Here is a 14,491-nt window from a genome sequence, read left to right as displayed (position 1 = left end):
CTCCGGCGTCAGACGGACTTCAGGTCGGTGATCGTCCAGTGGCCGTGGTCGCGGCGGGCGGTCACCATCAGCTGGGCGGCGGCGGGCGTCCCGGCGGGCTCGCCGGCGCGGGTGGCGGTCTGGTCGAGGAACACCAGGAGGCGGGCCTTCTCCCCGGTCAGGGAGATCACCCCGGCGCGGACGACGCGGGTCGCCAGCGTGACGCGCTGGGCCGGGACCTGCTTCTTCACCTGCCCGAAGATCTGCCGGTACTGCCTGAGGGCGGAGCCGGACAGTTCCCGCGAGGCGGCCTGCTCGGTGGCGGCGAGGCCGCCGGGCCCGTAGGTGAACACCTTCGCGAGGGCCGTGGACACGTCGCCGGTCACCTCGGTGGTGGCCACCTCGTCCAGGACGGCGCGGTCGCGCGGGTTCTCGTCGTCGCGCAACGCCTCCGCCGCCGGCCCCAGTGCCGCCGCGGACAAGGCGAGGGCGAGCGCGACCGTGAACGGGCGGTAGAGCATCAGCAGCCGCTTCATCGGGCACCGACCGGGATCGCGGTGAGCGACTCGAGTCTCCAGCCGGACGGGGTGCGGGTCGTCCCGGCCTCGAACCGCTTGCGCTGGAGGGTGGGCGAGCCCCCGTGGAGAGTCAGCTCGACCTGCACGGACGCGATGACCTTCGCCTTCCCGGCGCGGACGTCGAGGGACGTGACGGCGGCGCCGGTCACGGTCGCCGCGGCGGTGGTGCGCGATTTTCCGATCGTGGTCCGGTTCTGCGGTTCGTCCCGCTTGAGCTGGTCGTGCAGGGGGCCGGTGGACGCGTCGAGCCAGGCGCGGAGACCGGCGTCCACCTCGGCGGGGTTCATCGTGTTGAGCGCCGCGATCTGCTGCCCGGCGCTCCGCAGGACGAGGTCGCGCGTCTGTTCGGGCACCATCCGCGCGGACGGGTCGTCCTGCCACACCGTCCAGGCGGACCAGCCGAGGAACAGCACGGCGGCGAGGATCGCGGCCCACCCGACCAGGCCCCAGCGGGCGAACAGCGGACGACGCCGGTGCTTCGCGCGGGCGGCCGGGTGTGTTTCCCGTTCAGTGGTCGTGGCCATCAGCGTCCTCCCTGGACGCCGAGCAGCCCGCTCATGGTGGACGGGCCCGGCGGCAAATCCGGCAAGGCGAGCGCACCGGGCAGCCCGGCGTCGGCCGCCCCGGTTACGGACGGGCCGCCGCCGAGCACAGATCCGGGGCGCGCCGGAACCGGGACGGGGCCGCGCGGAGCGTTGCCCGCGCCGCGCACGTTGACGCCGCTGGACGGCGGCAGCGCGCAGCGGGCGGCCGTGTTGAGCGCGGGGCCGGGCGAGGTGTCGAGGCCGTTGCGGTACGTCGTCCCGCCGTAACCGGACGTGCAGTTCGTCGGTTCGAAGAACGTGGTGACCATCCCGAAGTCGAGCTTCCCGTCCTGCACGACCGACCGGCCTGCCGCGACCGCCTCCGGCAGCTTGGCGAGGAGCTGCTCCAGCCCGTCCGACCGGGGCGCCATGAGCTCGGACGTCGTCAGCAGGTTGGCGATGAGCACGCTGAGGGACGGGTCCAGGTCGCGTATCAGCGCCCGGAACTCTCCCGCCGCGCCCGGCGCGGTGGATACCAGTTCCCGGAACGCCGGGTCGGATTTCCGGAGTTGCTCGGACAACAGCCGCGCGTCCCGTCCGAACGACTTCAGCGCGGCGGCCTCCTCGTTCTGCGTGCGCAGGACGGTCTCGGCGTCGACGATGAGCGACGTGGTCGGGCCGGCGTTCTCGTTCGCGGCGCGGGTGAGGCTCCGCGTGCTGTCCAGGAGGACCTGCAGGTTCGGTCCCTGCCCGGCGAACGCCTGCCCCAGTTCGCCGATGACGGCCCGCAGCGCGTCGGTCGGGACGGACGCGGCGAGGTCGTTGACGCTGGTCAGCAGGTCCGTCACGGGTGCCGGGGTCGTCGTGGAGGCGCGCGGGATGACCGACCCGGCCGCCAGGTACGGGCCGGAGCTCGTCGCGGGCCGCAGGTCGATGTACTGCTCGCCGAGCGCCGACCGGTTCGCCACGACGGCCCGCGTGGCCGCCGGGACCCTCGGCGCCGACTTCTTGATCTTCAGGTCGGCGATGACGCCGTCGCCGGCGAGACGCAGCTCCCCGACGCGTCCGACCGACGTGCCCCGGTAGGTGACGTCGGCGTTCTCCGCCAGCCCGCCGGCCTCGGCGAGGTCGGCCTGGACGACGTAGTGGTCGCGGTATCCGACGTATCCGCCGAGGTCGGCGTAGTTGAGCCCCACGTAGCCCATGGCGAGGGCGCCGATGACGACGAAGACGAGGTTCTTGATCCGGGTGCCGACGGTGAGCATCAGTCCTCCTGGGTCCGGGCCGGGCCCGCCGGGGGCAGCGGCGCGATCGGCGGGATGATCTCGGTGCCGGGACGTGCGGTGACCTGGAGGTACACGTTCAGGTAGTCGCCCTTCACGGCGGGCAGGACGGCATCGGTGAACGGATACGTCAGCAGCACCTGCAGCGCGTCCGGGAGGTCGGTTCCGGCGTCGGAGAGTTTCCGGAGTGTCGGTTCGAGGGCGCGGAGGTCGGCGATCAGGTCGTCCTTGCTCTTCTGGACGGTGCTGACCGCGACGCGCGACAGATCGTCCAGCGAGTTCAGCATCCGGACGAGCGCGCCCCGCTGCTCCGCCAGCACCGCGAGGCCGGGTTCGAGGTCGTCGAGCGCGATGCCGATCTGCTCCTTGCGTCCGCGCAGCGTCGCCGACAGCCGGTTCAGGCCGTCGATCGCGTCCGTGATGCCCTTCTTGTTCGCGTCGAGGTCGCCGATGAGTTTCCGTGCCTGCTCCAGCAGCGACCGGACCTCCGGTTCGTTGCCGCCCAGCGCCCGGTTCAGCTCGACGGTGATGGTGCGCAGCTGCGCGACGCCGCCGCCGTTCAGCAGCATCGACAGCGCCCCGAACACCTCCTCGACCTCCGGGTTCCGGTTCGTCCGCGACAGCGGGATCACCGCGCCGTCCGCGAGCGTGCCGGTGCTCGCGGGCGGCTGCGAACCGCCCGGCCCGGTTCCACCCGGCCCTGTTCCACCCGGCCCTGTTCCGCCCGGCTCGGTACCGCCCGGCGGGACGGTCGACGGGCCGTCGCTGAGCTGCACGAACTTCTCCCCCAGCAGGCTCGACTGGCGGAGTTCGGCGTAGGCGTCCGCGGGCAGCCTCACGTCGCCGTTGACCTTCATCGTGACCTCGGCCGTCCAGCCGCCCTCCGGCAGCGCGACCTCCACGACCCGCCCGACGGCGACGTCGTTGACCTTCACCGCCGACTGCGGGACGAGGTTCAGCACGTTCGCGAACCGCGCCTTCACCGTGTACGGGTGGTCGCCGAGGTCGGCGCCGCCGGGCAGCGGAAGGTTCTGGACGCCGGAGAATCCGCAGCCGGCGAGGGTCGCGCCGGCGAGCGCCGCACAGGCCAGGTGCCGGCCGATCATGGCGCCGCCCTTCGCGCGCCCGCGACCGGCAGCGGCGGGCGCAGTTCACCGAGGTTCTGCCGTCCCATCAGCGTCCGCGTCTCCGGGTCGTAGGCGTTCAGGATGTTGGTGGCGTTGAGCGGCTGGACGTCCAGCGCCTCCGCCAGCGACCGGCGCTGCTTCACCAGCAGCTGGGTGATCTCGGCGAGTTTCCCGACGTTGGCGGAGACCCGCGCCCGGTTGTCGTGGATGAAGACCCTGACCCGCGCGAGCGCGACGGTGAGGGCCTTCAGCGCCGCGTCCAGTTCGTGCCGGTCTGCGGCGAGGAACCCCGCCACGTCGGCGAGCTGCCGCTCCGCCAGCCTGACCTGCCCGTCGTTGGTCTTGAGCATGGTCGTGAACGTCTGCAGGCCGCGGACCGTGGCGAACAGGTCCTGCTGCGAACCCGACAGCGTCTTCGCCGCCTGCGCCATCCGCTCCGTCGTGGTGCGGATGTCGCGGCCGTTGCCCCGCAGGTTCTCCGCCCCCGTTTCGAGGAGGCGCGACAGCGCACCGTCCTTGTTGAGCCCGTCCGGGCCGAGTTCGGCCGCGAGCTTCTTGACGCTGTCGTAGACCTGGTCCAGCTCGATCGGCGTGGCCGTCCGCTCGGCCGGGATCACGGTGCCGCTCGTCATCGCCGGGCCGCCGGTGTAGGGGGGCGTGAGCTGGACGTACCGGTCGGCGACCAGGCTCGGCGCGACCGCGACCGCCTTCGCGCCGATCGGGAGATCCACGCCGTGGTCGACGGTCATGACCGTCCTGACCTGGGTTCCCTCGGCGCGGACGGAGTCGACCGTGCCGACCTTCACGCCGAGGACGCGCACGTCCGAGCCCGCGTAGACGCCGACCGCGGTGGTGAAGTAGACGGTGATCCGGGTGCCGTCCGGCCGCTGCGCCACGACCAGCGCGACGGCGGCCGCCACGACGACGGCGACCCCGGCCGCGATGAGGGGCACGCCCAGCCTGCGCAACATCACTGCCCGCCCTTCTTCTGCGGCATGCAGCCCTTCTCAGGCGGCGTGCTGCCCTTCGGCAGGTACTCCTTCGGGACGAGCCCGCACAGGTACCCGTCCATCCAGCGGCCGTTGCCGAGCGCGTTGCCCAGCAGCCGCGTGTACGGGCCGGCCGTCTTCAGCGCCCTGTCGAGGTTGTCCTGGTTCTTCTGCAGCAGGTCGGTGACGCGGCCGAGCGCGCGGAGCGTCGGGTCGAGCTGCTCCTGGTTGTCGTCGACGAGCCCGACGATCTGCCGGGACAGCGCCTGCGTCCCGGTCAGCAGCGCGTGGACGGCCTCGCGGCGGCGCCGGATCTCGCCGAGCAGCAGGTTCCCGTCCCGCAGCAGCGCCTCGACGTTCGCGCTCTGGTCCGCCATCGTCCCGCTGACCTGCCGGGTGCCCGCGAGCAGCCGCGCCAGCTCCGCGTCCCGCGACGAGACCGTCTTCGACAGCGCGGAGATGCCGTCGAGGGCCTTGCGGACCCTCGGCGCCGTACCGGAGAACGTCGTGGAGATCGCGTCGAGCGACGCGGCGAGCTTCGCGGAGTCGATCCGCCCGACCGTCCCGGCGAGGTCCTGGAACGCCTCCGTCACGTCGTAGGGGGACGTCGTCCGGTCGAGGGGGATCCGCCGGTCCGGGTCCTGGTCGTGCGCGCCGAGCGGGTCGACGGCGAGGAACTTGTCGCCGAGCAGCGTCTTGATCGCGATCGCGGCCGTGCTGGCGTTCCCGATCCAGGTGTCGCGGACGCGGAACGCGACGGTGACCTTCGCGCCGTTCAGCCGGACGCCGGTGACCTCGCCGACCTTCACCCCGGCGACGCGGACCTCGTTGCCGGGACGCAGCCCGGCGGCCTCGCTGAAGTCGGCGGTGTAGCGGGTGCCGCCGCCGATGACCGGCAGGCTCTTGGCGTTGAACGCCAGCAGCCCCGCCGTGATGACCAGCGTGAGCGACACGACCGCGACGGCGACCGGGTTCCGTTCCCGCACGGGTTTCAGCCGCGGCCGTCTGACGGTCGAGGGCCGTCTGACGGTCGAGGGCCGCCTCCCGGCACCCCCCGGACCGCTTCGCGCGTTCTTGCTCATTCGCCGCACCTCTTCGCCGTCAGGGGGATGCCGGTGGGCGGCGGGTTGTTCTCGCCCGGGTACTGCTTGTAGGTGACGCCGCTGAGGTCGGCCTCGCAGAGGTAGAGGTTCAGCCACGACCCGTAGGAGCCGATCCGTCCGATCGCCGCCATCTTCACGGGCAGCAGCCGCAGGAACGAGTCGACCGTCGGGGACTCGTCCGCCAGGTTCTCCGACAGCCGCCCGAGCTGCTCGATGTCGCGTTTGAGCGGTTCGCGGCCGTCCTTGAGCAGGTCGGTGGTGGTGCGGGCGAGATCGTCCAGCGCCCCGATCGCCGAACCGATCGCGGTGCGGTCGGCGGCCAGGCCGGACACGAGCCGGCGCAGCGTGGAGATCAGGTTTCCGAGGTTGTCGCCGCGCCCGTTGACGGTGTCCAGGACGACGTTCAGGTTCTCGATGACCTGCCCGATGACCTTGTCCTTGTCCGCGATCCCGCTGGTGAGCGACCCGACCGTGGACAGCAGCCCCTCGACCGTGCCGCCCTCGCCCTGCAGCACCTGGATGATCGACCCGGCCAGCCGGTTGACGTCCTTCGGCGACAGCGCCTGGAAGAGCGGCTGGAAACCGTTGAACAGCTGCGTCAGGTTGAGCGCGGGGGTCGTCCGCTCGACGGGGATCGTCGAGCCGGGCTTCAGCGTCCCTGTCGCGCCGGTGCCGCGCTCCAGCTCGACGTACCGCTGCCCGATCAGGTTCAGGTACTTGATCGTGGCGGTGGACGTGGCGGGCAGGCGGTGACCGCGTCCGACGGAGAACGACACGAGCGCGACCCGGTGCTCGACGACCTCGATGCCGGCGATCCGGCCGACCTCGGCGCCCGCGATCCGGACGCTGTCGCCCTCGCGGAGCCCGGACGCGTCGGTGAACCGCGCCTTGTACGGGACGGTGTCGCCGCCGCCCGTCCGCGTGATGCTGAGCGCCAGCATCGCGGTGGCGACCACGGTCACCACCACGAACGCGGCCGACTTGACGAGCGGCGCCGTAAGGCCCTTCTGGTTCATTCGACCCTCACCTCCGTGCCCCGGAAGACCGGGCCGGCGAGGACGGCGCTCCAGTCGGGCAGCGCCTCGGGGACCTCCTGCAGGCCGGGTGCGAGCAGCTCGTTGACGAGGCGGTTCTCCTCCGGCGAGTTGGGCAGGCCGAGCGCGCCCGGGGCGACCGCGACGGGTGTGTCCGCGTCCGGCGGCGCCGATCTCACGGCCTGCTCGCCGAAACCCGCGGCCCCGCCCGCCGGGTAGCAGTGCGGGCCGCTCTTGTCGGTGTATCGCGGCCGGTCCCGGCCGGGCACGTACCGGCCCTTGGACGGCAGCGTGGTCACGTTCACGTGCAGGCCGGGCCGCTTCGTGCCCTTGCCGAGGACCTCGTCCATCACCGGGACGAAGTCGGTCAGCATGCGGAACGTGCACGGAAACTCCGGCGAGTACTTCTGCAGCAGTTCGAGCGTCGGGCGTGACCGCGCCGTCAGCCGGATGAAGTTGCCGGAGTTCTCGTGGAGGAAGTCGGACAGGTTCTGCGAGGCGCCCGTGACCGACGCGTACAGCATCGCGAGGTCGTTCTTCTGGGCGGCGATCGACCGGCTGGTGTAGCCGAAGTCGTTCAGCGCCTGGATGATGTCGGGCGCGGCCTCGTCGTAGTGCCGGGTGACCTCCACGAACCGCTTGATGTCGCGGTTGAGCGCCGGCATGTGCGGGTTGATCTTCTTGAGGTAGGCGTCCAGCTCCACCATCGTCTGCCCGAGTTCGGTGCCGCGCCCGTCCAGCGCCTGCGACATGGCGGTGAGGGTGGCCGCAAGCTCGGCAGGCTGGACGGCGGTGAGCAGCGGATACAGGTTGTCCATCACCTGCTGGAGTTCGATCGCGTTGGCCGACCGGTCCTGGCTGATCACGCTCCCGGCGGTGAGCCGCGCCTCCGCCGGGCGCTCGGGCGGGATCAGCGCGACGAACCGCTGCCCGAACAGCGTCGTCGGGAGGAGCTGCGCCGACACGTTCCGCGGGAGGAGCCGCACCTTGTCCGGCTGGATCGCCAGCTCCAGCGTCGCGACACCGCCGTCGGACGAGATCTCGCGGACCTCGCCGACCACCACACCGCGCAGCTTCACGTCGGCGTGCGGATGCATTTCGCCGCCCGCGCTCGCCGCCTCCAGCGTCACCCGGGTGACCTCGGTGAACCTCTTGTTGTAGACGGCGACCGACAGCCACACCAGCAGCGCCGGGACGAGCAGGAACGCCACCCCGGCGAGCCGCCTGCGCAGCATCCCGTCCCGGGCGCTCATCCCGCCACCTTCACCGTCGTGTTCGTGCCCCACACGGCGAGGCTGAAGAAGAAGTCGCTGACGCTGATCAGCACGATCGACGTGCGGACCGCGCGGCCGACGGCCTGGCCCACCCCGGCCGGCCCGCCGGCCGCGCGGTAGCCGTAGTAGCAGTGCGACAGGATCACCAGCACGCTGAACACCAGCACCTTGAAGAACGACAGGACGACGTCCACGGGCGACAGGAACAGCGCGAAGTAGTGGTCGTAGGTGCCGGCGGACTGCCCGTTGACCACGACCGTGACCGTCCGGGACGCCAGGTACGCGCACAGCAGCCCGATCGCGTACAGCGGGACGATGGCGACCGCGCCCGCGATGATCCGCGTCGTCACCAGGTACGGCAGCGACGGGATGCCCATCACCTCCAGGGCGTCCACCTCGTCGCTGATGCGCATCGCGCCGAGTTGCGCGGTGAACCCGGCCCCGACCGTCGCCGACAGCGCGAGCCCCGACACGACCGGCGCGATCTCGCGGGTGTTGATGTAGGCGGACGCGAACCCGGTGAACGCCGACGTCCCGATCTGCTGGAGCGCCGAGTAGCCCTGCATGCCGACGACGACGCCGGTGGCGAGGGTCATCGCGACCATCACCCCGATCGTCCCGCCGATCACGCCGAGGCCGCCGCTGCCGAACGCGACCTCGGCCAGCAGCCGCTGCACCTCCTTGCGGTAGCGGCGGGCGGCGCGCGGCGTCCACAGCAGCGCCTTGACGTAGAAGGTGCCCTGGTCGCCGGGCTGGTCCAGCCACGCGAACCAGCGGTTCGGCCCGGCACGCAACACGGCCATCGCTCAGCCTCCCTTCGGCGGGACGACCTGGAGGTAGATCCCGGTGATCACGAGGTTGAGCAGGAACAGCAGCAGGAACGTGATGACGACCGACTGGTTCACCACGTCCCCGACGCCCTTCGGCCCGCCCTTGGGGTTCAGGCCCCGGTGGGCGGCGACGACGCCGGCGACGAACCCGAACAGCAGCGCCTTCGCCTCACCGACGTAGATGTCGGGGAGCTGGGCGAGGGCGGAGAAGCTCGCCACGTACGCGCCGGGCGTGCCGCCCTGCAGCAGGACGTTGAAGAAGTAGCCGCCCGCGACCCCGACGACCGACACCAGGCCGTTCAGCAGGACCGCGACGGCGACGCAGGCGAGGACGCGGGGGACGACGAGCCGCTGGATCGGCGAGACGCCGAGGACCTCCATCGCGTCCAGTTCCTCGCGGATCGTCCGGGCGCCGATGTCGGCGCAGATCGTGGAGCCCGCCACCCCGGACACCAGCAGCGCCACGATCATCGGGCTGGCCTGCTGGATCACCACCAGGACGCTGGCGGCGCCGGTGAACGACTGCGCGCCGAACTGCTGGGTGAGGGAGCCGACCTGCAGCGAGGTCACCGCGCCGAACGGGATCGACACGAGCGCGGTCGGCAGGATCGTCACGCTGGCGATGAACCAGAACTGCTGGACGAACTCGCGGAACTGGACCGGCCGCCGGAACATCATGCCGAGCACGGTGGCGCCGAGCGCGAACATCCGGCCGGTTTCGCGCAGCGCGCCAAGCGGATATCCGATAACGGAACCCACCATGATTGACCTCCCTTCCCATTCACGAAGCTACTGGTCGGTAAATTCTGGCCGCAAGAAGCGGGACACCGCTAATTGCACGGTGCGCCGTTTTCTATCCGCCGATGACATGTTCTCGGCCGGCGCGCGCAATTATTGTGCGCGCTGGAAAGCCCGAGAGGGGGGACGCGGCGGGCGGTCATTGGATATCGTCGAGGCCCCCGCGACCACTGGAGGCCCCCCAATGAACCGACGTCATCTGGCGGCCGTGCTGCTCGTCCCGGCGTTGGCGCTCACCGCCTGCGGCGGCGACGGCGGCGCCGAGCCGACGGCGGCTCCGCTGCCGGCGAGCAGCACGCCCGTCGCCCCGCCCACCGGCGAGGGCCCCGGCGAGGCGCCCGGAACGCCCTCGGCCGTTCCGTCCAAGGTCGTGAACGCTTTCGTCGCCTGCATGCGCAAGCAGGGCGTCGAGGTCCCCGACGATGTCCGCACGTGGAAGCCGGACCCGCAGGACGAGCGCACGCAGAAGGCCCTCATGGCCTGCATCGGGCGTTCCGGCGCGCCCTCGTCCTGACCGCGGGCCCGGCTCCCCCGCTACTTGCATGCCGGGGCCTTGTCGAACGCCGCGTTCAACTCCGGGCTCTTGCGGAAGTCCTGCTCGGGCCCCTGATAGGTGTTGTACTTCCCGAACGCCTGCCCGATCTGGCCGACCGCCCGCTGCAGCGTCTTCTTGTCGGTCACCTTCGCCCGTTCCAGGTTCCTGGACGCGGTGGTGACCGTCGAATGCGTGCTCATCAGATTGCTCATGGCGGTCTTGAACACCGCCTCGCCATTGTCGACGGGCGGCGCGCCGAGCCCCGTCAGCCCCATTTCGAGCTTCCGCATCCGATCCGAGATGCCTTCGAGGAGCTTGAGGAGGGACGCCTTGGACTTCAGCACGCTGGCGTTGTCCAGCTTCGGCGCCTGCAGCGGGGCGCCCTTCGTCAGGACACCGCACGCCTTCCCCGCCCACGCGACCTCCGGGCTTTCCTTCTTCTCCTCCGAACCGCATCCGGCCACGGAGCACGCGGCCACCGAGGCGAGGGCCACTCCGGCAATGAATCGCCGAACCATTCTTTTCTCCTTTTCGACGGGGTGGTCAGCAGTTCGAGGCGGCGGGCTTCCCGGCGAACCGGTCCGAGAGGAAGGCCATCGCGTCCTCGTTGCCGCGGTAGACGAGCGTGATGTGGCCGATCCCGTCCCAGGTCTTCCAGGTGACGGGGACACCGAGCGCGCAGTAGCTCTCGCGCAGATCCTCGGCCTGCCCGAACGCGACGATCTCGTCGGCGGTCGAGTGGTACTGCAGCACCGGGACCGCGACGGGGCCGGTGCCGAGCTGGTTCTGGGCGACCCGGTTCAGCCACGCCTCCGTCGCGAACGGGCTGGTGGTGAAGTAGTCCGGGATCGTCTTGCCCTGGTGGTCGAGCAGGAGTTCCAGCGTGCAGCCGTTCCCCTCGAGGTCGCTCACCATGGCGCGGCCGGCGTCGTTGAGATGGGACTCCAGGTTCAGCTCGGGGTAGGCGTTGTCCATGCCGATCATCGAGTTGAGGAGGAACCCGAAGGGATCCTGGCCCTCCAGCGGGAGGCCCACGGACGCGAGGTCGGCCGGCACCCCGCCGCCGACGACCCCGGCGAGCTTCAGCTCCGGCGCGTACCCGGGCTGCTTCTGGCCCGCCCACATCGCGGCGGCGCCGCCCTGCGAGTAGCCGCGGAACGCGACCCGCGCGTCCTGCGAAAGGCCCGCGTCGGGGAGCCGCTGCGCCGCGCGGACGGCGTCGATGACCGCGTACCCCATCGAGTCGACCACGTACGTCGTCGCGGGGTTCTCGTGGTAGCCCTCGTAGTCGGTGACGGCGACCGCGTAGCCCTTCGCGAGCATCTCGTTCAGCGCGGCCTGCTCGTAGAACGCGCCCTGGTCGATGAACCTGGACGGCGCGCAGCGGAACGCGGGCCCGCTGGTCCCGGGCCCGAAGCCGACGATCGGCGCCTGCGCCGCGTCCGCCTTCTTCGGCACGAGGACGATCCCGGTCACCGCGACGGGCTCGCCGAGCGCGTTCGTCGACAGGTACATGACCTGCCACGCGTTCGCGAGCGACCGCGCGGTGGGCGGCCCCGCCTTCGCCGGACGCGCCCGGATGACGTCGCCGGGCGCCCCGGCGGGCAGCGGCGACGGCGGAGTGTAGAACGCGTCCCCGGCGGGACCGGGATCACTGACCGGCGCCCCGGCGGGCGTCGCGGCGGAGGCGGGTGCGGCGGTCAGCGACAGCAGGACCGCGACGACGCACAGGAGGAACCCGCCGTTGAGTCGCGGCGTGTCGCCCTCATGCCGCCTCCGGTGAGGGCGGCACGCCGCGAGGTGACGACTGACGGCTCGGCGGAGGTGGAGGGTCACCGCACTTGCTCCTTCTTGGTGAGCGTCACGTTGATCTCGTTGTCCGGGCCCGTGATGGAGTCGCCGAGGAGGCCGGTGAGCGCGCCGCAGCCGGTGAGGGCCGAGAGGTCATAGGTGCCGCTGAGCGTGCCGCCCGTGTCCGGGTCGAAGCCGGGCGCGGAGGTCAGCGTGATGCCGGACGGCTCGGACGTCCGGCATTCGTCGCCGCCGCCGATCGGGATGACGCCGAACACGTTGAACGCCGGCAGCCTGGTGGTCACCTTGGACGTGGTGGTGAGCACGCCGTCCTCGTAGGTTCCGGTCGTCCCGCCTTCGGGGGCGAACGCGACGTCGGCCGTCACGGGCAGGAAGCCGAAGACCTGCATCTGGGTGGTGGAGGGGTCGAGCGTGAGGTCGGCGGTGATCGAGTTTCCGCTGAGTTCGGCGTCCAGGGCCCCGGTCAGCGGGACGGCTCCGCCGGAAGCCTTGATCGTGGACGCGCCCTTCAGCGCGAACGCGTACCCGGTGGGCTCCGGCCCGCCGGCCGGCACGATGTCCCAGGCGGCGAGGACGTTGTCCTGCCCGGGGTCCTGGGTGCACTCGGACTCGAAGGTGCCGAGTCCGGACGCGCCGCCGTCGGACGTCCTCGGGGTCAGGGTGAGCACGAGGTTCCCGACGGTGATCTCGGCGGGACCCACCTGGGTGAAGACCAGGCCGGGCGCCTGGCCCCTGCCCTTCACCGCGAACGCGCCGGACGCGGGGATCGGCGTCTTCTCCAGGACGGAGTCGACCGCGACGGGCAGGCCGTCCGGCATCTCGGGCACGGTCAGGGTCGCGTCGGCGAGCGCGTTCCCCTCCAGCGTCACCGCGTACAGCGCCGTGAGGCCGCGAGCGGACTCGGCGTTCACCGTCGACACCGAGTCGACGACGATCCCGGGCATCGACTCGCCGACGACGACCTCGCCGGGAACGTCCGCGCTCAGCTCCACATGGACCGGCTGCGGCCCGAGCAGCGGGAACGTGCAGTGGTAGTCCAGCCCCAGGGTTGCCGGCTCCGCGGCGGCCGGGCCCGCGCCCGCCACGCCGGCGAGGCTCGACGCCAGCATGGCGGCGCCCGCGGCGAGGGCCGCGCCGGCCCTGCCCGTTCTCTTCTTCGTTCTCACGTGTCGACCTCTCGGGGCTGCCAGGGGCGAGACGGACCCCCGCCGCATGTGCGGTACGGCGGGGGCCGCGTTTCTTTGACCGTCAGCTCATCGCCGCCGTCACGCCTTGGGCGTGAGGGTCAGGTCGATGGTGTTGCCGTCACCGGCGGTGAAGAGGTTGAGGATGCCGGTGAGCGGCCCGCAGTTCTCGATGTCGGACAGCGAGTACGTGCCGCTCATGTCGCCGCCGGCGTTCGGGTCGAAGAACTCACCCGCGGCCGACTGCAGCTGGATGTTGGACGGCTCGGCCGTCTGGCACTCCTCGCCGCCGCCGATCGGGATCGCGCCGAACACGCTGAACGACGACAGCTTGGTGATGACCGTGCTGTTGGTGGTCAGCTGGCCGTCCTTGTAGAGGCCGGTCGTCGGGCCCTGGGTGACGAGCCCGATGTCGGCGGTCACCGGCAGGAACCCGAGGACCTGGAAGTTGCCCTTGGTCGGGGCGAGCTGCAGGTCCGCGGCGACCTCGCCGGTGTTGAGGTTGAGGTCCGCGCCGACGGAGCCCGTCAGCGGCGCCTTGCCGTTCGCCGCCTTCACGAAGGTCTCACCGGCGAGGGTGAACTCGTAGTGCTCACCGCCGGGGGGAGTCGGGGTGGGCGTGGGGGTGGGCGTGGGAGTCGGCGTGGGGGTGGGGGTCGGGGTGGGGGTAGGCGTCGGAGTCGGGGTGGGGGTGGGAGTCGGGGTGGGAGTGGGAGTCGGGGTAGGCGTGGGGGTGGGGGTAGGCGTCGGGGTGGGGGTCGGCGTGGGGGTGGGGGTCGGGGTCGGGGTGGGCGTCCCATCCGTGATCTCGAAGGTGGCGAACGGGTCGTCCTGGCCCGGGTCCTTGGTGCACTGGACGTTCTGGCCGCCCTCCCACACCGGGGTGCCGTCGGCCTTCTTCGGGTTGATGCGCTGGACCATGTCCCCGACGAAGATCTCGCCGTGGCCGGTCTGGGTGAAGACCAGCTGCGGGGCACTGCCCGTGGCGATCAGGTCCCACTCCGCGCCCGCCTCCTGCGGGATGTCCGTCTGCGCGATGACCGCGTCGACGGCCACCGGGAGGTTGGACATCTCGGGCACCGACAGCGTCGCGTCGGCCGTCGCCGTCCCCTCGATGGAGGTGGCCTTCACCGCGCGGAGACCGTTGGTGATGGTCCCGGTGATGTGCGCGGTCGCCTCGATCTGGAACGCCGGGGTCATCTCCCCGACGGGGATCTCCGCCGGGATGTCCGACCGGACGTCGACCGTGAGCGGCTGGTTGCCGATCAGCGGGAAGACGCAGTGGTAGTTGATCGTCTGGTGGACCGGCACCGCCGCGGCGGGGGTGGCGGCGATGACGCCGAGCGTCGACAGGCCGAGTCCGCCGATGGCCGCGACCGCGAGGCCCCTGGCCGAGCGCCGGCCGCGCCTGCTGTGCTTCTCTTCCATTTTCTGCCTTTCG

General features: G+C 71.5%; 15 protein-coding genes. 1 reads left to right on the top strand and 14 read right to left on the bottom strand.

Going from position 1 to position 14,491, the window contains the following annotated elements; translation table 11 throughout:
• Positions 1-8 precede the first annotated feature (8 nt).
• From ACGFIS_RS14610 to ACGFIS_RS14565, 10 genes are all read right to left on the bottom strand, one after another.
• Positions 9-515 carry a hypothetical protein gene (locus ACGFIS_RS14610; RefSeq protein WP_392911329.1) on the bottom strand — a complete coding sequence of 169 codons (507 nt, stop codon included), beginning with the start codon at positions 513-515 and terminating at the stop codon, positions 9-11.
• Positions 512-1,081, bottom strand: coding sequence for a hypothetical protein (locus ACGFIS_RS14605; RefSeq protein ID WP_392911327.1), 570 nt, complete (start codon positions 1,079-1,081; stop codon positions 512-514). Before ACGFIS_RS14605 ends, ACGFIS_RS14610 begins: the two co-directional genes overlap by 4 nt.
• Positions 1,081-2,346 carry an MCE family protein gene (locus tag ACGFIS_RS14600; RefSeq protein WP_392911325.1) on the bottom strand — a complete coding sequence of 422 codons (1,266 nt, stop codon included), beginning with the start codon at positions 2,344-2,346 and terminating at the stop codon, positions 1,081-1,083. Before ACGFIS_RS14600 ends, ACGFIS_RS14605 begins: the two co-directional genes overlap by 1 nt.
• Complete coding sequence (locus tag ACGFIS_RS14595; protein WP_392911323.1) at positions 2,346-3,470, bottom strand: MlaD family protein; 1,125 nt, start codon at positions 3,468-3,470, stop codon at positions 2,346-2,348. Before ACGFIS_RS14595 ends, ACGFIS_RS14600 begins: the two co-directional genes overlap by 1 nt.
• Complete coding sequence (locus tag ACGFIS_RS14590; RefSeq protein ID WP_392911320.1) at positions 3,467-4,462, bottom strand: MCE family protein; 996 nt, start codon at positions 4,460-4,462, stop codon at positions 3,467-3,469. The genes ACGFIS_RS14595 and ACGFIS_RS14590 overlap by 4 nt, the downstream gene beginning before the upstream one ends.
• Positions 4,462-5,466, bottom strand: coding sequence for an MCE family protein (locus tag ACGFIS_RS14585; RefSeq protein ID WP_392911318.1), 1,005 nt, complete (start codon positions 5,464-5,466; stop codon positions 4,462-4,464). Before ACGFIS_RS14585 ends, ACGFIS_RS14590 begins: the two co-directional genes overlap by 1 nt.
• Before the next feature lie 92 nt (positions 5,467-5,558).
• Positions 5,559-6,599 (bottom strand): MCE family protein, encoded by a 1,041-nt coding sequence (locus ACGFIS_RS14580; RefSeq protein ID WP_392911316.1) that lies wholly within the window; start codon positions 6,597-6,599, stop codon positions 5,559-5,561.
• Positions 6,596-7,870, bottom strand: coding sequence for an MCE family protein (locus ACGFIS_RS14575; RefSeq protein WP_392911314.1), 1,275 nt, complete (start codon positions 7,868-7,870; stop codon positions 6,596-6,598). Before ACGFIS_RS14575 ends, ACGFIS_RS14580 begins: the two co-directional genes overlap by 4 nt.
• Entirely contained in the window at positions 7,867-8,694 is an 828-nt protein-coding gene (locus tag ACGFIS_RS14570; RefSeq protein WP_392911312.1) for an MlaE family ABC transporter permease, read from the bottom strand. The genes ACGFIS_RS14575 and ACGFIS_RS14570 overlap by 4 nt, the downstream gene beginning before the upstream one ends.
• Before the next feature lie 3 nt (positions 8,695-8,697).
• A complete protein-coding gene (locus tag ACGFIS_RS14565; RefSeq protein ID WP_392911310.1) occupies positions 8,698-9,483 on the bottom strand; it encodes an MlaE family ABC transporter permease in 786 nt (261 codons plus the stop codon).
• 220 nt (positions 9,484-9,703) lie between these two features.
• Here ACGFIS_RS14565 and ACGFIS_RS14560 point away from each other — a divergent pair, with 220 nt between their 5' ends.
• Positions 9,704-10,033, top strand: a complete 330-nt coding sequence (locus ACGFIS_RS14560) for a hypothetical protein (RefSeq protein WP_392911308.1) — start codon at positions 9,704-9,706, stop codon at positions 10,031-10,033.
• 20 nt (positions 10,034-10,053) lie between these two features.
• Here the strand turns inward: ACGFIS_RS14560 and ACGFIS_RS14555 are convergent, their stop codons facing one another.
• The 4 genes from ACGFIS_RS14555 to ACGFIS_RS14540 form a co-directional block, all read right to left on the bottom strand.
• Positions 10,054-10,572, bottom strand: coding sequence for a hypothetical protein (locus tag ACGFIS_RS14555; RefSeq protein ID WP_392911306.1), 519 nt, complete (start codon positions 10,570-10,572; stop codon positions 10,054-10,056).
• A gap of 25 nt (positions 10,573-10,597) precedes the next feature.
• Positions 10,598-11,890, bottom strand: a complete 1,293-nt coding sequence (locus ACGFIS_RS14550; protein WP_392911304.1) for a lipase family protein — start codon at positions 11,888-11,890, stop codon at positions 10,598-10,600.
• Positions 11,887-13,032, bottom strand: coding sequence for a DUF6801 domain-containing protein (locus ACGFIS_RS14545; RefSeq protein ID WP_392911301.1), 1,146 nt, complete (start codon positions 13,030-13,032; stop codon positions 11,887-11,889). Before ACGFIS_RS14545 ends, ACGFIS_RS14550 begins: the two co-directional genes overlap by 4 nt.
• Before the next feature lie 99 nt (positions 13,033-13,131).
• Entirely contained in the window at positions 13,132-14,478 is a 1,347-nt protein-coding gene (locus tag ACGFIS_RS14540; protein ID WP_392911299.1) for a DUF6801 domain-containing protein, read from the bottom strand.
• Positions 14,479-14,491 lie beyond the last annotated feature (13 nt).

It is taken from the genome of Spirillospora sp. NPDC048824, from assembly GCF_043198455.1.
Classification (GTDB): Bacteria; Actinomycetota; Actinomycetes; order Streptosporangiales; family Streptosporangiaceae; genus Spirillospora.
The sequence above is the reverse complement of the archived record's forward strand: the minus strand, read 5'-3'. Positions and strand labels throughout refer to the sequence as shown.